This is a genomic window from Microbacterium sp. R1 (assembly GCF_015159725.1).
Classification (GTDB): Bacteria; Actinomycetota; Actinomycetes; order Actinomycetales; family Microbacteriaceae; genus Microbacterium; species Microbacterium oxydans.
Window position 1 is genome coordinate 1022825 of the sequence record NZ_JADDUD010000001.1, and the last position, 18319, is coordinate 1041143.

Below are 18319 nucleotides of genomic sequence, written 5' to 3' on the forward strand. Positions count from 1 at the left end.
GCCGGGAACGGAGAGACGCACGGTCCCTCCGAAGAGGGACCGTGCGTCTCGAGGGGTTCCAGCCGGTCAGGCTCCGCGCTGTGCCTTAAGCAGATCGCGGATCTCGACGAGCAGCTCGGACTCGGTCGCCGCGGCCGGCTCCTCCTCCGGCTCCTCCGCGGGCGTGCCCTTGCGGGCCTCGACATGAGCTTTGAACGTGTTCATCGGCAGCACGAACACGAAGTACACGACGACGGCGACGGCGAGGAAGCTGATGATCGCCGAGATCAGGTCGCCGATCGGGAAGGTCACCGTCTCGCCGTAGATGTTCGGAACCTGGATCCCGAACTTTCCGGCGGCGTCCGCCTTGAGGAAGAGCGCGATGAGCGGGTTGATGATGCTGTTGACGACGGCCGTGACGATCGCGGTGAACGCCGTGCCGATGACGACCGCGACGGCCAGATCGATGACGTTGCCCCGGAGCAGGAAGTCCTTGAAACCTTTGAGCATGGGATCCCCCAACAGATCGATACCTCAGGAAGAGGCCGGAGTCGACGCAGCCGCCGGTTTGGCGCTCGTCGTCGATTCCGTCTTCGATGATGCCGAACCATCCTTCGATCCACCGGATTTGGCGCGCGAGTCCGTGCGATAGAAACCGGAGCCGTTGAAGGTCACACCGATCGAGCCGTACTGCTTGCGCAGCGCGCCACCGCACTCGGGGCACACGGTGAGAGCGTCGTCGGCGAAGCTCTGCACGGCGTCGAAGGTGTGACCGCACGCGGTGCAGGCATAGGCGTAGGTGGGCATGGGGGTCCTTGGGATCAGCGTCGCCGCGGCGACAGGGTGAGGGTCTGCGACGGGGTCACGACGCCGTTCACCGGCTGGTCGTGGACCTCTCGCGGAAGTTCGTCGAGTACCTCGGAATCATAGATGACCGCGTAGACGGGAGGGCACTTCTCCATTGAGCCGATCGTCTTGTCGAAGTACCCGCGCCCCCAGCCCATGCGCATGCCGGAACGGTCGACCGCCGCGGCAGGGACGATCATCAGGTCGACGTCGTTCACGGCGATAGGGCCCAGCACCTCGCCCGTGGGCTCAGGCAGGCCGAAGAGGCCCTCGGCGACCTCGTCATCGTCCGAGGCGACAGCCCAGTCCAGCAGTCCGTCGGCGCGGGTGACGGGGAGGAGCACGCGGATGCCGCGGCGCACGGCCCTGGTCACGAAGTCACGGGTGCCCGGCTCCGTCGTGGTGGAGAGGAAGCAGGAGATGGATCGGGCGCCCAGTTCGTCGACGAGGGCATCGAGGCGTTCGCCGATGGCCGTGGCCGCCGTCTCGCGTTGTGTGTCGGAGAGGAGCTGGCGTCGTTCGCGGAGCTCGGCGCGGAGTGCGCGCTTGGCGTGTTCGACGTCGTTCGACATGGCTCCGAGTCTACGTCGACGCTCACCACTAGGCTGAGAGGATGGGCAACCACAAGATCAAAGCAGTCATCCCCGCCGCCGGACTGGGGACACGATTCCTGCCCGCCACGAAGGCGATGCCGAAGGAGATGCTCCCGGTCGTCGACAAGCCGGCCATCCAGTACGTCGTCGAAGAGGCGGCTGACGCCGGGATCGACGACATCCTCGTCATCATCGGGCGCAACAAGAACGCGATCTCCAACCACTTCGACTCGGTCCCCGAGCTCGAGGTGAAGCTCATGGAGAAGGGCGACACCGGTCGCCTCGAGCGCGTGATGAAGTCGAGCGACCTCGCCGACATCCACTTCGTCCGTCAGGGGGAGCCGAAGGGTCTGGGACATGCAGTGCTGCGTGCGCGCACCCATGTCGGCGACAGTTCTTTCGCCGTGCTGCTCGGTGACGACCTGATCGACGAGCGCGATCCGCTGCTCACCGAGATGATCGCCGAGCACGAGCGCACCGGCGCCGCGGTGATCGCGCTGATGGAGGTCGATCCCGCGAACATCCACATGTACGGCGCCGCTGCGGTCGAACCCCTCGAAGGGTCGGATGCGGTTCGGGTCACCGGTCTCGTCGAGAAGCCGGCACAGGAGGACGCCCCCTCGAACCTCGCGGTCATCGGACGCTACGTCCTCCCGGCCTCGGTCTTCGAGATCCTCGAGCACACCGAGCCCGGCAAGGGGGGCGAGATCCAGCTCACGGACGCACTGCAGGTGATGGCGGCCGACCCTGACGGCCCCGGCGTCGTCGGCGTCGTCTTCGGTGGTCGCCGCTACGACACGGGCGACCGCGTCGACTACATCAAGGCGATCGTCCAGCTCGCGGCAGACCGCGACGACCTCGGTTCGGAGCTGCGCCCCTGGCTCAAGGAGTTCGCGGAACGCCTCTAGGCGGCTTCGCGGGCGTCGGTGCGGCATGGATCTGGCGACGGGGATGCGACACGGCCCGATAGAGCTGCGGCTCGTCCGAACGAAGGATGCGCGGCCTCTGCAGCATGAGCTGCTCGCCAACAGGTCATGGCTTCAGCCGTGGGAGGCGACCGTCCCGTACGGATCGGTGTCCTTCGACATGAGGCTCAGCATCCGACGCCTGCTCCAGCAGTACCGTGACGGCTCCGGCTACCCCTTCGTCATGGAGTACGACGGCGAGATCGCGGGGCAGCTCAACGTATGGGGAGTCTCTCGGGGCTCGCTGTGCTCTGCCACCATCGGGTACTGGGTGAGCGAGCGGTTCGCGGGTCGCGGGATCACCCCGACCGCGGTCGCGATGGCCACCGATGCGTGCTTCACCGAGTACGGCCTGCACCGCATGGAGATCTGCATCCGTCCGGAGAACGCCGCGAGCCTGCGCATCGTCCAGAAGCTCGGGTTCCGGTACGAGGGACTGCGGCGGCGCTACATCCACATCGACGGGGACTGGCGCGACCACTACGCATTCGCCCTGACCACGGAAGACGTGCCGCAGGGTGTGCTGGCGCGGTGGCTCAGCGGCCAGGTGCCTCCCGACGCCGCGACGGTGCCGCCGGCCGACCGCATATCGTCCTGAAACACCCGTCCGGACAGCGGATCCGGACGAACACGCCGCGACACGCGCCCGTCTGCACGGCGCTGCCCGCTCCCAGCCCTTAGCGTTGTCGGTATGGACGGGCCGGTGCTGAGCGGAGGAGTGATCGTGCTCGTCGCCGTGCTCTTGTGGATGCTCTATCTGCTGCCGTCGTGGCGAGGCCGGTTCCAGTACAACGCCGCCGAACGCAACGCCGTGCGACTGAACCAGGCGCTGCGCGTGCTCGCCGAGACGAGCGAGACCCCGGGGGAGGTCCGCGTCGAGCTGAACGCCCGCACCGCGCTCGCTCAGCAGAAGCTGGCGAAGAGGGTGCAGTCGGAGCGGGAGGCCGCCGCGCTCGAGGCTCTGCGGCAGGAACTCGCGGCCACCAGGGCCGACCCCGTGATCCGTCGGGCACGCGCGCGCAGACGTGTGCGTATCCTCGCGACCAGCAGCCTGCTGGCCGGGCTCATCGTCGCCGGGCTGGGCGTGTGGCAGCTGCTGGCTGCCGGCGGATCTGCTCTGATCTGGGTCGGTGGTGCGGTGGTCGTCGTCGCCGGTGTCGCTCTGCAGCGCATGGCCGCGGTCGCGAACCGTGCCGCGCGCGCCGCCCACGTCGTGGCCACCCCTGTTGCTCCGCGTGTGGCCCCCGAGCTTCACGACCAGGGCCGAGCGACGTGGACGCCGCGTCCGCTGCCCGAGCCGATGGCATCCGTGGCGGGGTCCCGCGCGCAGGTCGCGCAGGCTCAGCTGGACGCCCAGGAGGCGCGCCGCAAGGCCGCGCGAGTCGCCGCGCTGCGCGAGCGGGCGGAGCAGATGGCACCGGAGCCGCCGGTGGCCCTGCCGGCCGCGTCGTCGCCGTACGCGCGGATGGGGTTCGTCGACGACGCCGAGATCGAGGCCCACGTGCGCGAACTGCTCTCGCGTCGGGCCGCAGGATGACGGTCTGCGACGCGAGCGGCCCTCTCGTCGTGATAGCGTAGAACCTGTTCACGGGCCTATGGCGCAGTTGGTAGCGCGCCTCGTTCGCATCGAGGAGGTCAGGGGTTCGAATCCCCTTAGGTCCACCGTGAAGACGGCCGATGGGACATGAGAGATCATGTCCCGTCGGCCGTTCTGGTTCCTCGGCCGCTCGTGCTGGAGGTCGAGACCGGGTCTGTGAGTGAGCGCCCTCGCCGCACGGGGGTTGGGGCTGGTCAGCCCCGGCTCGCCTCGAGCAGTAGCCGGAGCCGCTCCTCGGGGCTGCCGACGATCGTGACCACGTGCGGGACGGAGCCTGCGCGCTCGAGGTCATCGACGAGTCCCACCAGCGCTTCGTCCATCGCGACGCGCAGAGCCGGGTCCTCGTCGCCGGTGACGGGGATCGGCCGGCTCCCGTCCAGGGGCACGATCGCGACGAGGTCGATCGCGGCCATCGACGCCTCCACGATCTCTGCGGCGCGGGCGAGGAGCGCGCCGTCACTGCGGCCCAGCTCCTCCAGAGCGGTCAGGTAGGCGAGGAAGTCGAGTGGCCCCCGCTCGCAGATCACCGCGGAAGCGGCGGCCGACTCCCGGAGTCGCGCCGCGGTGACGCGCAGCTGCACGGCGAAGCTGTGCTCGCTCGCGGGATCGTCGAGATCGAGGTCCTCGAAGGGGTCGGGCAGTACGACGTACTGGGGGCGGACCGCACGGAAGTCCGAGATCAGCGTGCTCTTGCCGCTGGCGTGCGTCCCCGACACCACGATCCTCATGTGCGTGCGGCGAGTCCGGCGAGCAGCTCCAGCACGCACAGAGCCGCCAGGCGGACGGTGCGGGCATCGTCGGCGTCGGCGGTGGCGTCGACTTCGGCCAGGTCGGCGCTCGCGACACGTCGATCCGTCGCGACGGCCCTGCTGAGGGCGCGCAGCTCCCACGCCTGCAGACCGCCGGGCACGCTCGCCGGGCAGCCCGGCGCGACCGACCGGTCGCAGACGTCGACGTCGATGTCGAGATGGATGCGCGCATCGGCTCCGGAACCGGCGACCTCCACGGCCTCCGCGACGACATCGTCGATTCCGCGGCGGCGGAGCTCGTCGAGGGGGATGACACGGATGCCCCACTCGGCTGCACGTCGGGCGTAGGCGGCGGAGTTCGCGAAGTCGGCGATGCCGATCTGCACGACCTTGGTCGGGTCGATGCGCGTGGTATCCAGCGGCGACGTGGCGGGGACATCTTCCACGAGGCGCCGCACGGGAGTGCCGTTCGAGATGCCGTCGCGCAGGTCGAAGTGGGCGTCGAACGTGATCAGTCCCGTCGCTTCGGCACCGAGCGCCACGGGATAGGTGAGCGAGTTGTCGCCGCCGAGGGCGATCACGAGTTTCGAAGCGGCGGCGAGCTCGCGCACGCGGGAGATGACCCTGGCCTCACCGGCGGAGCCGTCAGGATCGGCGATGTCGCCGGCGTCGGCGATGCGCAGCACCTCGTCGAGCTCGATCACCGGCGGTCCCATCAGCGCGGTGCCGTAGCGGGGGAGAGCCGCGCGGATCGCCGCGGGCGTCGCGTGCGCACCGGTCTGGGAGAGCGAGGTGCGCCAGGTCGGCACCCCGACGAGCACGGCGTCGGCGGTGCCGTCGAGGGCAGGCCAGGACCCGGCTCGGGGCCAGAGGGGATCGTGGCTCAGCGGTCGGGAGGACGAGGGCATGGTCAGACTCCGGGGATCAGGGCGTGCGCGATGGAGAAGATGACGAGACCGGCCAGGGCGCCGACGAACGTGCCGTTCAAACGGATGTACTGCAGGTCGCGGCCGACCATGAGCTCGATCTTCTCCGTCGTCTCCGCCGGGTCCCAGCGTTCGACGGTGTCGGTGATGATCGAGGCGATGTCGTGCCGGTAGCGGTCGACGAGGAAGACCGCGGCGTCCGATACCCACGTGTCGACGCGGTTCTGCAGCGCGGTGTCGGTCGTGAGGCGCTCCCCGACCTCCTGCAGAGCCTGCACGGCGCGGCGCCGGAGGCCGCTCTCGGGATCGGCGAGGGCAGCGAGCAAACCGCTCTTCGCGGTGTTCCACGCCTCAGCGGCCAGAGCGCCGACGCGGGGGCTGTCGAACAGCGACGCCTTGGCGTTCTCGAGCTTCGCCCGCGTCGCCGGGTCGTTCTGCAGGCTGTCGGCCAGACGTGCCAGATAGCCGTCGACCGCAAGGCGTGCCGGGTGGTGGGGGTCGGCCTGCACGGCGTGCACGAACTTGACCGCCTCGTGATACACCGTGTCGTCCACGAAGCGGTGAGCCAGCTTCGGCACCCACCCCGGAAGGCGCCGGGAGACCAGACCGCTGAACGATTCGGCGTTCGCGTCGAGCCAGCGCGAGATGCTGTCGGCGGCGAGGTCGACAGCGCCGTGATGGGCATCGGCCTCGACGATCTTCTCGAGCCACGCTCCGGCGGGCGGACCCCACTCGGGATCGACCAGATGCTCGCGGGCGAGGTCCGTGATCAGGTCTCGCACGTCGTCGTCGCTCAGCGCGTTGAGCACGGCCGTGGCGATCGTCGCACCCTCGGCGCCGACCCGCTCCGCATGCGGGGCCTCACGCAGCCAGTCGCCTGCGCGCAGAGCGATCTTCGTGGTCGACAGCTTGGTGCGCACCACGTCGGCGGCGAGGAAATTCGTCTCCACGAACTCGCCGAGCGAGCGGCCGATCTCGTCCTTGCGGTTCGGGATGATCGCGGTGTGCGGGATGGGGAGCCCGAGCGGGCGTCGGAAGAGCGCGGTCACCGCGAACCAGTCCGCGAGCGCACCCACCATGCCGCCTTCGGCCGCCGCGCGCACATAGGCGAGTCCCTCGATGCGCTGCTGGAACGCGAAGGCGAACACGAACACGACGGCCATGAACACCAGGGCGCCGAGGGCGACGGCCTTCATGCGTCGGAGCGCGCGGAGGCGCTCCTGATCGGCGGGCGAGAGCTGCGTCATCGGTGTTCGCGGCATGACGTCATCCTTTCACGCCACCGCACCAGCGGCCCTGTGCGCGGAGCGTGCGCTGTCTCGGCGCACAGACAGCCGGATACCCCCTGGGGGGAGTACCCTCGAGGGGTGATCGAAGACATCAAGAAACGTGCGCTGCACCGCACCAGCATCCTCGAAGGACAGATGCGCGGCGTCGCGCGGATGATCGAGAACGAGGACTACTGCATGGACATCATCACGCAGTCCCGCGCCATCCAGCGCTCCCTGGAGTCACTCAACCGCCTGCTGCTGGAGAACCACCTGCAGACGCACGTCACCCACATGTTCGAGGAGGGCGGCGAGGAGCGGGAGAAGGCCGTCGTCGAGCTGCTCAAGGCCTTCGACTTCGACCGCAAGTAGGGTCCAGGGGTGGCGCGACACAGCGCCCCGACGGAGTCGTCGAGGCGCTGCGCGGTGAGTCACCTGCCGCTGTCGTCGAACACCTCGCCCTCCATGGCGTCGTAGCCCTCGGCCTGCGGGTCGCCGTGGGAGCCGCCGGAGATCGCGTACTCCTCTTCGGGCGACAGCACCAGACGGTGGCGGAAGAAGAGCCCGAATCCGAGCAGGATCACGACGTAGACGATGGCGATCGCCACGATGGCGGGGCCGAACGTCGGATTCAGCAGGAACCCGACGAAGATCAGCGCGGCGATCACGAGCGCGACAGCTGCGCCGGGGATCCCCCACGGGCTCCGGTACGGCCGCGCGACGTCCGGGTACTTCCTGCGGAGGATCATGAACGACACCAGCTGGAGTCCGTAGGCGAGCACCGCGCCCCAGACCGCGATGTTCAGCACGATCGCGCCTGCCACCGACCCGGCGCCCTCGGCGTCGACGGCCGCGAGCACGTCGAGCACGATGAGGGCGACGAAACCGATCGCCGCACCGACGACGAGCGCCACCCACGGCGTCTGCCGCTTGCCGGTGAGGGAGAGGAAGCGAGGGTAGTAGCCTGCGCGGGAGAGCGAGTACATGTTGCGGCCGTAGGCGAACATGATGCCCTGCAGGGAGGCGAGCAGCCCGATCAGGGCGAAGAGCGCGAGCACCGCGGCGAGTTGGTCGCCCACGATGGCGCGGAAGCCGTCGAGCAGCGGCTCGCCCGCGGTGCCGGTGGCCTCGGCGCCGATCGCGCCGGTGTTCAGGAAGAGGACGAGCAGACCCGTGACGATGAGGGTGCCGCGCGCCCAGAAGCCGGCCTTGGGGATGTCGCGGGTCGGGTTGTGCGACTCCTCGGCGGCCAGGGGCAGCTCTTCGATGCCGAGGAAGAACCACATCGCGAACGGGAGCGCGAACAGGATCGGCAGCACGCCGTGCGGCAGGAACTCCGTCTGGCCGGGGTCGGGGGCGATGTCCCACAGCGCGTCCCAGCTGAAGGCGCCGGAGAAGATCGCCATCAGGGAGAACACCAGGATGATGCCGATCGAGATGATCGAGACGACGATCGCGAATCGGAACGAGATCGCGGCCCCCGCGGAGTTCAGCGCGATGAACACGACGTAGAGGATGAGGTACCAGAGCCACCCCGGCAGCTGGATTCCCAGCAGCTCGCTCGTGATGCCGTTCGCATACGACGCCGAGAAGTAGACGATCACCGCCGTGGTCGCGACGTACTCGATCGTCTCCGCTGCGCCCGTGACCAAGCCGCCCCACGGTCCCATCGCCGATCGCGCGAAGGAGTAGGCGCCCCCGGTGTGGGGCATCATCGCGGCCATCTCGCCGATCGCGAAGATCATTCCGTAGTACATGAGCACGAGGATCACGAAGGCGATCAGCATTCCGCCGAAGCCCGCGAAGTCGATGCCGAAGTTCCAGCCGGAGAAATCTCCGGAGATGACGGCGGCGACCGCGAGACCCCACAGGCCCCAGACACCGGCAGACCTCTTCAGGGTGCGTTTCTCGAAGTACTCGTTCCCGGCGCGTGTATAGGTCGCCCCAGCGACCTTGCGGGATTCACTGCTCTGCTCAGACATCCGCTCTCCGTTCGCAAGCACACACAGGCGCCGGGTGCACCTTGCGGATGATTGTGACAGTCAATGGTGGTTTCGTCTACCTTTAAACGTCCTGGTGATCTACTCTGATGGCGAAGCCGGTCGGCCGATCGCTTCACCACGACGACGGGAGCGAGACGATGGCGGGAAACCTGAGCATCGAGCAACTGGATGCCGGCATCGCCGCCGGCGAGATCGACACGGTGATCGTGGCCTTCGCGGATGCGCAGGGGCGGCTGGTCGGCAAGCGGGTGTCCGCACGACTGTTCCAGGAGGACATCGTGCATCACGGTGCCGAGGCGTGCGACTACCTGCTGTCGGTCGATGTGGACATGAACACGGTCGATGGCTACGCGATGTCGGGGTGGGATCGCGGCTACGGCGACATGGTGCTGCGGCCCGACGTCGCGACGCTGCGCCGGATCCCCTGGCTGGCGGGGACGGCGCTGGTGATCGCGGACCTGGTGTGGGGAATCGGGGAGCCGGTGAGCCCGTCGCCGCGGGCGATCCTCGACCGTCAGCGCGATCGACTGGCCGAACGCGGCTGGACCGCGTTCTCGGGCACCGAGCTCGAGTTCATCGTCTTCGACAACACCTACCGCGACGCCTGGGCCCGCAAGTACGAGGGACTGACGCCGTCGACCGACTACAACGTCGACTACAACCTGCTCGCCTCCACCCGCCTCGAGCCGCTGCTGCGCGACATCCGCAACAGCATGGACGGCGCGGGCCTCTACTGCGAGGGCGTGAAGGGCGAGTGCAATCTGGGGCAGCAGGAGATCGCCTTCCGCTATGCCGAGGTGCGCGAGACCGCTGACCAGCACGCGCTCTACAAGAACGGCGCGAAGGAGATCGCGGAGCAGCACGGCCAGGCGCTCACCTTCATGGCGAAGTTCAATGAGCGCGAGGGCAACAGCTGCCATATCCACCTCTCGCTGCGCGCCGACGACGGCACTCCGGTCATGGCCGGAGACGGCGAGCACGGATTCAGTCCGATCATGGGGCACTGGATCGCCGGCATCCTCGCCACGCTCCGGGAGTTCACCCTGCTCTATGCGCCCAACATCAACTCGTACAAGCGGTTCGCGAAGGGCAGCTTCGCCCCGACCGGAGTGGCCTGGGGCATCGACAACCGCACCTGTGCGCTGCGCGTGATCGGGGCGGGGTCCGGGCTCAGGGTCGAGAACCGAGTGCCGGGCGGCGACGTGAACCCCTACCTCGGGATCTCGGCCATCATCGCCGGCGGTCTGTACGGCATCGAGAACGAACTGCCCCTGCCCGACCGCTTCACCGGCAACGCGTACGAGGCCGGCGTCGAACACCTTCCCACCACACTGCGCGAAGCGGCACAGCTGTTCAGCGAGTCGGCCATCGCTCGCGAAGCGTTCGGCGACGACGTTGTGGAGCACTACCTGAACCAGGCGCGCATCGAGGTCGAGGCCTACGACGCCGCCGTCACCGACTGGGAGCGGATCCGTGGTTTCGAGCGGCTCTGACCCGGCACCGTTGATCGGGGTCACGACCTACCTCGAGCGGGCGCAGCAGGGGGTGTGGGATGTGCGGGCCGCGTTCCTGCCCGAGCAGTACCTGACCGGAGTGACGGCATCGGGCGGAATCGCACTGCTCCTGCCGCCACAGGACCCGGAGTCGGCGGATGCAGCCATCGCCGGGCTGGACGGACTGATCCTCTCCGGAGGGGCCGACGTCGCTCCCGAGCTCTACGGCGAGGAGCGGCATCCGCTCACGGATCCGGCCCGGGTCGACCGCGACGCGTGGGAGCTGGCGCTGTTCAGAGCGGCCGAGCGGCGCCGCATACCGGTGCTCGCGATCTGCCGCGGGCTGCAGCTCGTCAACGTGGCGCGCGGAGGCACTCTGCACCAGCACCTGCCCGAGTCGCTCGGCACCGAGCGCTACCGCCTGGGCGGAGGCGTGTTCGCCGAGAACGACATCGAGGTCTCGGGCGACACGGCGCTCGCCGGCGTCCTCGGTGCCGGCGACGTACGCGTTCACAGCTATCACCATCAGGGCATCGATCGGCTCGGGGAGGGGCTGGTCGCCGCTGCGCACTCCGCCGACGGACTCGTGCAGGCGTTCGTCGATACCGCAGATGGTCACGTCGTCGGCATTCAGTGGCATCCGGAGGAGAACGCCGAAGACCGACGTCTCTTCGAAGATCTCGTCTCGCAGGCTCGCGCGTTCGCCGCCGGGCGGAAGGAGGACGCCCGATGAGCGCGTTCACAGTCATCAACCCGTCCACCGGCGCCGCGATCCGCGAGGTCCCCAGAGCCGGCATCGGAGAGACGGATGCCGCGATCGCTCGTGCCGTCGCGGCGCAGCGTCGATGGGCGGCCCTGGCCCCGGTGGCACGTGCGGATGCCCTCCGGTCGTTCGCCCGCGCGGTGGACGGCGCCGTCGAAGAGCTGGCGCAGCTGGAGGTGCTCAACTCCGGGCATCCGATCGGCTCGGCCCGCTGGGAGGCCGGTCACGTCGCCCAGGTGCTCAACTACTACTCCGCCGACCCGGAGCGCCTGTCCGGGCGACAGATCCCGGTGGCCGGCGGGCTCGATGTCACGTTCCACGACCCCTACGGCGTGGTCGGCGTGATCGTTCCGTGGAACTTCCCGATGACGATCGCCTCGTGGGCGTTCGCACCGGCGCTCGCCGCGGGCAACGCCGTGGTGCTGAAGCCCGCCGAGCTGACACCTCTCACCGCCATCCGCCTCGGCGAGCTCGCGCGCGAAGCAGGACTACCGGAGGGGCTGTTCGAGGTCGTCACCGGGTCGGGCTCGGTCGTCGGGCAGCGTCTCGTGGAACACCCGGACGTGCGCAAGGTCGTCTTCACCGGCTCGACAGAGGTGGGCGTCGAAGTCGCGGCGGGCTGCGCGCGAGCCCTCAAGCCCGTCACGCTCGAACTCGGGGGCAAGAGCGCGAACATCGTCTTCGAGGACGCGGATCTCGAACGCGCGGCGGCCGGAGTTCCCGGATCCGTGTTCGACAATGCCGGCCAGGACTGCTGTGCGCGCAGCCGCCTGCTCGTGCAGCGCTCGGTCTACGACCGGTTCCTCGAACTGCTCGAACCGGCCGTCGCCGCCTGGCGTGTGGGCGACCCCGCCCGCGATGACACCGACATGGGGCCGCTCATCTCGGCGGGACACCGCGATACCGTGGCGTCGTTCCTCGACGGTGCAGACATCGCCTTCCGCGGCAGTGCCCCCGAGGGGGACGGGTTCTGGTTCGCGCCGGCCGTGGTGCTCGCCGACCCCGCCGACCGCATCGCGCAGCAGGAGGTGTTCGGGCCCGTCGTCGCGGTGATGCCGTTCGAGGACGAGGCCGATGCCATCCGTCTGGCCAACGACACGGCGTACGGTCTCGCGGGCTCCGTCTGGACCGAGAGCCTGGGACGCGGTGTCCGCGTGGCCCGGGGTGTGCGCAGCGGCGTGCTGTCCGTGAACTCGCACTCCTCGGTGCGGTACTCCACGCCGTTCGGCGGCATGAAGGCGTCGGGCCTGGGGCGCGAACTCGGCCCCGACGCCGCCGAGCACTTCACCGAGACCAAGAACGTCTTCTTCGCGACCGATGAACACTGATCGCGTCGTCCTTTCACCCATCCGGAACGGAGAACCCACATGAGCATCGATCTGATCCAGCGTCTCAAGGACCGCGTCGCCATCATCACCGGCGGCGCGAGCGGCATCGGGTTCGCCACCGCCCAGCGCTTCGCAGCGGAGGGGGCCTTCGTCGTGATCGCCGACGTCGATCCGACGACAGGAGAGGCGGCGGCCGCCGAGGTGGGCGGCGTGTTCCGCCCGGTCGACGTCGCAGACGAGGCCAAGGTGAACGCGCTGTTCGACGGTGTCGCGGCGGAGTTCGGGCGGATCGACATCGCCTTCAACAACGCGGGCATCTCGCCGGCCGATGACGACTCCATCGAGACGACGGAGCTCCCGGCGTGGGATCGCGTGCAGGACGTGAATCTCAAGAGCGTGTACCTGTGCAGCCGTGCAGCCCTCCGTCACATGGTGCCCGCGGGGCGCGGATCGATCATCAACACCGCCTCCTTCGTCGCGCTCCTCGGATCCGCCACCTCGCAGATCAGTTACACCGCGTCGAAGGGGGGCGTGCTGGCGATGTCCCGCGAGCTCGGTGTGCAGTTCGCCCGTCAGGGAGTGCGGGTGAATGCGCTGTGCCCTGGACCCGTGAACACCCCGTTGCTGCAGGAGCTGTTCGCGAAGGATCCGGAGCGGGCGCAGCGGCGCCTGGTGCACGTGCCGATGGGACGCTTCGCGGAGCCCGCCGAGCTCGCAGCGGCCGTGGCGTTCCTCGCGTCCGACGACGCGTCGTTCATCACCGCGAGTGCCTTCGTCGTCGACGGCGGGATCACGAACGCCTACGTCACCCCGCTGTGAGCCACCCTCACCTCGCTGTGACAGGGTGAAGGCATGAGCGAGCACTCCCACGACGGCGACCTCGTCGAAGTGCGAAGGGCCGTCTACCGGCCACTGCGGCGCGGCAATGCGCTCGAGGACGCGGTGGCCCGACTCGTGCAGACGATCCGGCTCGGTGTGGTCGCTCCTGGCGAGTCCCTGCCTCCGGAGCGCGAGCTGGCGGCGTCGTTCGGGGTGAGTCGCGACACCGTGCGCGAGGCGATCCGCGAGCTGGCCGACACCGGCTACCTGCTGCCGCGGCGTGGTCGCTACGGAGGCACGTTCGTGGCCGACCCGCTGCCACACCCCAGCGTGCCGGGGGCGGTGACGCCGGACGAGATCGACGACGTGCTCGGGCTGCGCCGCGTGCTCGAGACCGGGGCCGTGCGCGCGGCCGCGAGCCGCTCCTTGGACGCCTCGACCCGTGCCGACCTGTGGGCGCGACACGAGGCGGCGGTGCCGGCGGGTCCTGAGGAGTATCGGCGCCTGGACACGCTGCTGCACCTGGCCATCGCCGAGGCCGCCGGAATCCCGTCGCTGGTCGCGCTCGTGGCCGAGAACAGGGCCGACGTCAATGCATGGCTCGATACGTTCCCGCTGATGCCGCGCAACATCCAGCACTCGGGGGAGCAGCACGAGAGCATCGTCTCCGCGATCCTCGCCGGACGTCCGGATGCTGCCGAGGCGGCGATGCGCGATCATCTCGCCGGGTCCGAAGCCCTGCTGCGTGGCTTCCTCCTCTGATCGGTGCCAATCGGTCGCCATTTCCTGAATCGGCAACGGATACCGTTGCGAAATCATCAAGAGGCTTCCGATTTCGCTATACCTGACGCCTTTCCTGTGACAGACTCGCGACAAGCGAATCTCAATGGGGAGGCTCCATGCCCGACAACACCCGAATGTCGACGGCGACACTCGATGCACCCACCGCCGCCGGCGCGGTCCACATCGACGGCGTCACCAAGCGTTATGGCACCGCCACCGCCGTCGACGACCTGACCCTCGACGTGCAACAGGGGGAGTTCCTCTCCCTGCTCGGCCCGTCCGGCTGCGGGAAGACGACCACCCTGCGCATGATCGCGGGCTTCGAATACCCGGATGCCGGGGACATCCGCATTTCCGGCCGCAGCGTTTTGAACCTCCCCCCGTATCGGCGCGAGGTGAACACCGTCTTCCAGGCGTACGCCCTGTTCCCGCACCTCACGGTCGCCGAGAACGTGGCGTACGGGCTGCAGCAGCGGCGCGTGCCCAAGGCCGAGCAGCGGGAACGGGTGAGCGAAGCACTCGACATGGTGCAGCTGCGCGCCTTCGCCGACCGCAAGCCCACACAGCTCTCCGGTGGACAGCAGCAGCGCATCGCTCTGTCGCGTGCACTCATCAACCGGCCGAGTGTGCTCCTGCTCGACGAGCCGTTGGCGGCACTGGACCGCCAGCTGCGCGAGGAGATGCAGCTCGAGCTCAAGCTGCTGCAGGCGCGGCTGGGCACGACCTTCGTATTCGTCACCCACGATCAGGCCGAGGCGCTCTCGATGAGCGATCGGATCGCCGTGATGCGCGCGGGGCGGATCGAGCAGCTCGATGCGCCGGACGCCATCTACGCGGAGCCGGCCTCCGCCTACGTGGCGTCGTTCATCGGCCAGCAGAACTTCGTGCACGGCACGGTTCGGGCAGATGGGGAGGCGGTCGACACGGCCATCGGCGTGATCGCGGGCCGCTGGGGTGGGGAGCATGTGGCGGCGGGGCAGCCGGCCGTCGCCGCCATCCGGCCGGAGTACATCCGTCTGGAACAGGGCGAAGGCGGGGGCGTCCCCGGGCGCGTGCTCGGTGTCTCGCACCTGGGTGAGACCCTCCAGGTCGCTGTCCGCGTCGGCGAGGACGCCACGTTCCTCTCGCGCATGCCGGCCCCGACCGCGCCGCGGGTGGGAGTCGATGACGCCGTCCGCTGTGTGTGGGATCCCGCGGATGCGCGGCTGTTCGCCGCCGAGGGCATCCCCACCACCGCGACGCACGTGATCACCCTGCCCAAGGACGGCGGGCTGTGACGGGCGCTCCTCCGGTGCGCGTGCTCGCACACCGGAGTGCCGCGCGGGTGATCCGCACCGAGCTGACCCGACGGGGCTTCCTCGCCACCGCGATCATGGCGGGCGGCGCCGTCGTGCTCAGCGCGTGCTCGCCGGGGCAGAACGCCGCGGCCGTGCATGCCGAGGGCGGCCCTCTCGAGGACAAGCTCTCCATCTACAGCTGGGGTGACTACGACGCCCCGGAGGTGCTCGAGCAGTTCACCGCCGAGAGCGGCCCGCGCATCGTGCTCGACGCCTTCAACTCCAACGAGGAGCTGATCGCCAAGCTGGTCGCCGCCCGCGGCACCTCCGGCTACGACATCGTGGTGCCGACCGGGGTGTTCGTCGGGCCCATGGCCGAGAACGGACTCCTGCAGAAGTTCAACCTCGACCTGCTGCCGAACATGAAGCACGTGGCCCCCGAGTTCCGTGGGCGCTCTTGGGATCCCGGCAACGAGTACTCGGTGTGCAAGGCGTGGGGGACCACGGGGTTCGTGTACGACAAGAGGGTGATCTCGCGCGAGCTCACGACCTGGAACGACTTCATCGATGCCGCGCAGAACGAGGCATCGGGCTCGACCTCGGTGCTCGACGACCCGGCACCGCTGCTGGGCATCTACTTCTGGGCGAACGGCATCGACTGGACGACCACCGATCCCGACCACCTCGACGCGGTCGAGAGGTTCCTGGTGAAGGATCTCGCTCCGCACGTCTCGGCGTTCGACTCGTACCCCGGTGGGTCGTCGATCCCGCAGGCGTCCCACGCGCTGCTGCAGTCGTACAACGGCGACGCGCGGCTCGGCATCTTCGAGTCGGACGACCCTGAACGCTGGCAGTGGGTGCTCGGGAGCCCGGCGACGGAGCTGTGGATGGACAACTGGGCGATCGCCGCGGGAGCTCCGCACCCCGAGGCCGCGCACGCGTTCATCGACTTCGTGCTGCAGCCCGACGTGCAGCTCGCACAGGTCGACTACATCGGCTACGACACCGGCATCTCCGGCATCCGCGAGGAAGCGGAGGCCGCAGGGCTCGAACGACTCGACATGGTGTTCTTCGGCGAGGAGCAGGTGGCCACGATGCACGAGGGCAAGCTGACCGATGCGCAGGACCGTGTCGTCTCGATCTGGAACTCGATGAAGGCGGCCGCCGGTGCCTAAGCTCAAGTTCGGTCTCGCGATCCCCGCGTGGGTCTGGCTGCTCGTCTTCTTCGTGGCCCCGATCTTCATGGTCGTGGTGTTCAGTTTCGGCTACAAGCCGAGCATCTTCGCCACGCATGCGCTCGACCACCTCTCGTTCGACCGCTACCTCGAAGCTCTCTCCCCGACGTTCTTCAGCACGTTCCTGAACACGCTGTGGATCGGCATCCTCGGCACGGCCCTGTGTCTGGTGATCGGCGGTCCGGTCGCATACTGGATCGCGGTGAAGGCCCCGCCCTCGAAGCGCGGACTCCTGCTCGCGCTCGTGATGGTGCCGTTCTGGACCAACTTCCTCGTGCGCACCATCGGCTGGCAGGTGATCCTCGCCCCCGAGGGCTGGCTCTCGCAGCTGCTGCAGGGCATCGGGGTCATCCCCGGTCCGCTCGATCTGCTCTACTCGCGCGGCGCGGTGCTCCTCGGCGTCGTCTACAACTACCTGCCGCTGATGATCCTGCCGCTGTTCGTGGCCTTCGATCGCGTGTCGGGGCCGCTGCGCGAGGCGAGCAAGGATCTCGGTGCGAACAGCGTCACGACCTTCCTGCGGGTGACCGTGCCCCTGGCCAGGCCCGGAATCATCGCGGGAGTGCTGCTGGTGTACATCCCGCTCATGGGCGACTACATCACGGCGACCGTGCTGGGCGGGGCGAAGGGCAACATGATCGGGCAGGTCGTGGCGAGTCAGTTCCAGACCGCGCAGAACTGGGCGCTCGGCTCGGCCATGGCGGTACTGCTGATCATCGTCATCATGCTCTCGATCGCCGTCGCGGCCGGACTCCTCTGGCTCGTGACCCTGCCGCTCCGGCAACGCAACCGCCTCGTCCTGGGGGAGGGATCATGACCGCCGTGACCGATGGACCGCAGAAGACCGCACCGCGCGTGCGCCGAGGGGCCGGTCGCTTCGTGCTGCCGATCTGGGCGGCGCTGGTGTTCCTGTTCCTGTTCCTGCCGATCCTCGTGATCATCGTCTACTCCTTCAATGTCGGCCGGCTGCTGGTGTCGTGGGACCATTTCGGCTTCGACTCGTTCCTCGCGATCGTGAACAAGCCGGCGATCCGCGACGCGGTGCTCGTCTCGGTGCGCACGGGCCTGCTGGCGGCGCTCCTTGCCACCGCGTTGGGAACCCTCGCCGGCATCGCGATGGCGCGCAATCCCGGCAAGTGGGTGTGGTGGTTCCTCGGACTGCTGCTGCTCGTGTCGGTGACGCCGGAGATCGTGGATGCCGTCGCGCTCCTGCCGTGGTTGGTCTTCCTCGGGCAGGACGCCGGGATCAGCATCTTCAACGACGGCACCATGAGACTCGTGGTGGGACAGTCGCTGTTCTCTATCGCGATCGTGTCGTACATCGTGCGGGCGCGGCTCGTGGGGCTCGACGCCCGGCTCGAAGAGGCCTCGGCCGACCTCTATGCGCCCCCGGTGCGCACCTTCTTCAAGATCACGTTGCCTCTCGCGATGCCTGCGGTGCTCGCCGGGTTCCTGCTCTCGTTCACGCTGAGCCTCGACAACACCGTCGTCTCCGCCTTCGTGCAGGTCTCCGGCACGACGCCGTGGCCCGTCTACGTGCTCAGCGCCCTCCGCAGCGGGTTGCGGCCGGAGATCGCCGCGGTGTCCACGATCATGCTGGTGCTCACGCTGCTGGCACTCGCTCTGGTGGCGGTCGTCCTCAAGCGTGCGGGTGACTCGGCGACCGAGATCGCCCGCACGATGGCGGGAGGGTGA

General features: G+C 68.7%; 20 protein-coding genes and 1 tRNA gene. 14 read left to right on the top strand and 7 right to left on the bottom strand.

Annotated features, from left to right (window positions below; translation table 11 throughout):
* Window positions 1–66 precede the first annotated feature (66 nt).
* From mscL to ILP86_RS05250, 3 genes are read right to left on the bottom strand one after another with little or no spacing between them, the layout of a single operon-like run.
* Window positions 67–489 carry a large conductance mechanosensitive channel protein MscL gene (gene mscL, locus ILP86_RS05240; RefSeq protein WP_113681623.1) on the bottom strand — a complete coding sequence of 141 codons (423 nt, stop codon included), beginning with the start codon at window positions 487–489 and terminating at the stop codon, window positions 67–69.
* Between the two features lie 24 nt (window positions 490–513).
* Complete coding sequence (locus ILP86_RS05245) at window positions 514–786, bottom strand: FmdB family zinc ribbon protein (RefSeq protein ID WP_046749796.1); 273 nt, start codon at window positions 784–786, stop codon at window positions 514–516.
* A 14-nt stretch (window positions 787–800) separates the two neighbouring features.
* Window positions 801–1397 carry a 5-formyltetrahydrofolate cyclo-ligase gene (locus ILP86_RS05250; protein WP_193761522.1) on the bottom strand — a complete coding sequence of 199 codons (597 nt, stop codon included), beginning with the start codon at window positions 1395–1397 and terminating at the stop codon, window positions 801–803.
* A gap of 41 nt (window positions 1398–1438) precedes the next feature.
* On the opposite strand from ILP86_RS05250, the gene galU reads away from it, so the two are divergent.
* The 4 genes from galU to ILP86_RS05270 all read left to right on the top strand — a co-directional run bounded on the left by galU (window position 1439) and on the right by ILP86_RS05270 (window position 4045).
* The gene (galU, locus tag ILP86_RS05255) at window positions 1439–2326 is read left to right on the top strand and encodes a UTP--glucose-1-phosphate uridylyltransferase GalU (RefSeq protein WP_046749794.1); all 888 of its coding nucleotides are present in this window, start codon (window positions 1439–1441) and stop codon (window positions 2324–2326) included.
* Window positions 2327–2369: 43 nt separating this feature from the next.
* Complete coding sequence (locus ILP86_RS05260) at window positions 2370–2981, top strand: GNAT family N-acetyltransferase (protein WP_058631271.1); 612 nt, start codon at window positions 2370–2372, stop codon at window positions 2979–2981.
* A 93-nt stretch (window positions 2982–3074) separates the two neighbouring features.
* Window positions 3075–3920, top strand: a complete 846-nt coding sequence (locus ILP86_RS05265; protein WP_058631254.1) for a hypothetical protein — start codon at window positions 3075–3077, stop codon at window positions 3918–3920.
* Window positions 3921–3972: 52 nt separating this feature from the next.
* Window positions 3973–4045 (top strand) — tRNA-Ala (locus tag ILP86_RS05270).
* 129 nt (window positions 4046–4174) lie between these two features.
* On the opposite strand, the gene ILP86_RS05275 is transcribed toward ILP86_RS05270, so the two are convergent.
* The 3 genes from ILP86_RS05275 to ILP86_RS05285 are packed head-to-tail and all read right to left on the bottom strand — an operon-like array spanning window position 4175 to window position 6917.
* A complete protein-coding gene (locus ILP86_RS05275; protein ID WP_193761523.1) occupies window positions 4175–4696 on the bottom strand; it encodes an AAA family ATPase in 522 nt (173 codons plus the stop codon).
* An 8-nt stretch (window positions 4697–4704) separates the two neighbouring features.
* A complete protein-coding gene (locus tag ILP86_RS05280) occupies window positions 4705–5637 on the bottom strand; it encodes an arginase family protein (RefSeq protein ID WP_193761524.1) in 933 nt (310 codons plus the stop codon).
* Window positions 5638–5639: 2 nt separating this feature from the next.
* Entirely contained in the window at window positions 5640–6917 is a 1278-nt protein-coding gene (locus ILP86_RS05285; RefSeq protein ID WP_193761525.1) for a DUF445 domain-containing protein, read from the bottom strand.
* A gap of 105 nt (window positions 6918–7022) precedes the next feature.
* On the opposite strand from ILP86_RS05285, the gene ILP86_RS05290 reads away from it, so the two are divergent.
* The gene (locus tag ILP86_RS05290) at window positions 7023–7295 is read left to right on the top strand and encodes a metal-sensitive transcriptional regulator (protein ID WP_045263421.1); all 273 of its coding nucleotides are present in this window, start codon (window positions 7023–7025) and stop codon (window positions 7293–7295) included.
* Window positions 7296–7354: 59 nt separating this feature from the next.
* Here ILP86_RS05290 and ILP86_RS05295 read toward each other — a convergent pair whose 3' ends face one another.
* The gene (locus ILP86_RS05295) at window positions 7355–8905 is read right to left on the bottom strand and encodes an amino acid permease (RefSeq protein ID WP_193761526.1); all 1551 of its coding nucleotides are present in this window, start codon (window positions 8903–8905) and stop codon (window positions 7355–7357) included.
* A gap of 107 nt (window positions 8906–9012) precedes the next feature.
* On the opposite strand from ILP86_RS05295, the gene ILP86_RS05300 reads away from it, so the two are divergent.
* The 9 genes from ILP86_RS05300 (at window position 9013) to ILP86_RS05340 (ending at window position 18319) form a co-directional block, all read left to right on the top strand.
* On the top strand, window positions 9013–10419 hold the full coding sequence (locus ILP86_RS05300) for a glutamine synthetase family protein (protein WP_308431888.1): 1407 nt from the start codon (window positions 9013–9015) through the stop codon (window positions 10417–10419).
* The gene (locus ILP86_RS05305; RefSeq protein WP_058631249.1) at window positions 10400–11152 is read left to right on the top strand and encodes a gamma-glutamyl-gamma-aminobutyrate hydrolase family protein; all 753 of its coding nucleotides are present in this window, start codon (window positions 10400–10402) and stop codon (window positions 11150–11152) included. The genes ILP86_RS05300 and ILP86_RS05305 overlap by 20 nt, the downstream gene beginning before the upstream one ends.
* Entirely contained in the window at window positions 11149–12510 is a 1362-nt protein-coding gene (locus ILP86_RS05310; protein ID WP_193761527.1) for an aldehyde dehydrogenase, read from the top strand. The genes ILP86_RS05305 and ILP86_RS05310 overlap by 4 nt, the downstream gene beginning before the upstream one ends.
* A gap of 39 nt (window positions 12511–12549) precedes the next feature.
* The gene (locus ILP86_RS05315; protein WP_193761528.1) at window positions 12550–13329 is read left to right on the top strand and encodes a 3-oxoacyl-ACP reductase; all 780 of its coding nucleotides are present in this window, start codon (window positions 12550–12552) and stop codon (window positions 13327–13329) included.
* A 33-nt stretch (window positions 13330–13362) separates the two neighbouring features.
* Window positions 13363–14091 carry a FadR/GntR family transcriptional regulator gene (locus tag ILP86_RS05320; RefSeq protein WP_046749784.1) on the top strand — a complete coding sequence of 243 codons (729 nt, stop codon included), beginning with the start codon at window positions 13363–13365 and terminating at the stop codon, window positions 14089–14091.
* 137 nt (window positions 14092–14228) lie between these two features.
* Complete coding sequence (locus tag ILP86_RS05325) at window positions 14229–15389, top strand: ABC transporter ATP-binding protein (RefSeq protein WP_193761529.1); 1161 nt, start codon at window positions 14229–14231, stop codon at window positions 15387–15389.
* Window positions 15386–16564: a spermidine/putrescine ABC transporter substrate-binding protein gene (locus ILP86_RS05330; protein WP_193761530.1), complete on the top strand. Its 1179-nt coding sequence runs from the start codon at window positions 15386–15388 to the stop codon at window positions 16562–16564. Before ILP86_RS05325 ends, ILP86_RS05330 begins: the two co-directional genes overlap by 4 nt.
* Complete coding sequence (locus tag ILP86_RS05335; RefSeq protein ID WP_058631244.1) at window positions 16557–17441, top strand: ABC transporter permease; 885 nt, start codon at window positions 16557–16559, stop codon at window positions 17439–17441. The genes ILP86_RS05330 and ILP86_RS05335 overlap by 8 nt, the downstream gene beginning before the upstream one ends.
* The gene (locus tag ILP86_RS05340) at window positions 17438–18319 is read left to right on the top strand and encodes an ABC transporter permease (protein WP_227750914.1); all 882 of its coding nucleotides are present in this window, start codon (window positions 17438–17440) and stop codon (window positions 18317–18319) included. The genes ILP86_RS05335 and ILP86_RS05340 overlap by 4 nt, the downstream gene beginning before the upstream one ends.

Excerpts from the sequence above, each read along its gene's own strand:
- mscL (WP_113681623.1), bottom strand. The coding sequence starts at position 489 with ATGCTCAAAGGTTTCAAGGACTTCCTGCTCCGGGGCAACGTCATCGAT.
- ILP86_RS05245 (WP_046749796.1), bottom strand. The coding sequence starts at position 786 with ATGCCCACCTACGCCTATGCCTGCACCGCGTGCGGTCACACCTTCGAC.
- ILP86_RS05250 (WP_193761522.1), bottom strand. The coding sequence starts at position 1,397 with ATGTCGAACGACGTCGAACACGCCAAGCGCGCACTCCGCGCCGAGCTC.
- galU (WP_046749794.1), top strand. The coding sequence starts at position 1,439 with ATGGGCAACCACAAGATCAAAGCAGTCATCCCCGCCGCCGGACTGGGG.
- ILP86_RS05260 (WP_058631271.1), top strand. The coding sequence starts at position 2,370 with ATGCGACACGGCCCGATAGAGCTGCGGCTCGTCCGAACGAAGGATGCG.
- ILP86_RS05265 (WP_058631254.1), top strand. The coding sequence starts at position 3,075 with ATGGACGGGCCGGTGCTGAGCGGAGGAGTGATCGTGCTCGTCGCCGTG.
- ILP86_RS05280 (WP_193761524.1), bottom strand. The coding sequence starts at position 5,637 with ATGCCCTCGTCCTCCCGACCGCTGAGCCACGATCCCCTCTGGCCCCGA.
- ILP86_RS05285 (WP_193761525.1), bottom strand. The coding sequence starts at position 6,917 with ATGCCGCGAACACCGATGACGCAGCTCTCGCCCGCCGATCAGGAGCGC.
- ILP86_RS05295 (WP_193761526.1), bottom strand. The coding sequence starts at position 8,905 with ATGTCTGAGCAGAGCAGTGAATCCCGCAAGGTCGCTGGGGCGACCTAT.
- ILP86_RS05300 (WP_308431888.1), top strand. The coding sequence starts at position 9,013 with ATGGCGAAGCCGGTCGGCCGATCGCTTCACCACGACGACGGGAGCGAG.
- ILP86_RS05310 (WP_193761527.1), top strand. The coding sequence starts at position 11,149 with ATGAGCGCGTTCACAGTCATCAACCCGTCCACCGGCGCCGCGATCCGC.
- ILP86_RS05315 (WP_193761528.1), top strand. The coding sequence starts at position 12,550 with ATGAGCATCGATCTGATCCAGCGTCTCAAGGACCGCGTCGCCATCATC.
- ILP86_RS05320 (WP_046749784.1), top strand. The coding sequence starts at position 13,363 with ATGAGCGAGCACTCCCACGACGGCGACCTCGTCGAAGTGCGAAGGGCC.
- ILP86_RS05325 (WP_193761529.1), top strand. The coding sequence starts at position 14,229 with ATGCCCGACAACACCCGAATGTCGACGGCGACACTCGATGCACCCACC.
- ILP86_RS05340 (WP_227750914.1), top strand. The coding sequence starts at position 17,438 with ATGACCGCCGTGACCGATGGACCGCAGAAGACCGCACCGCGCGTGCGC.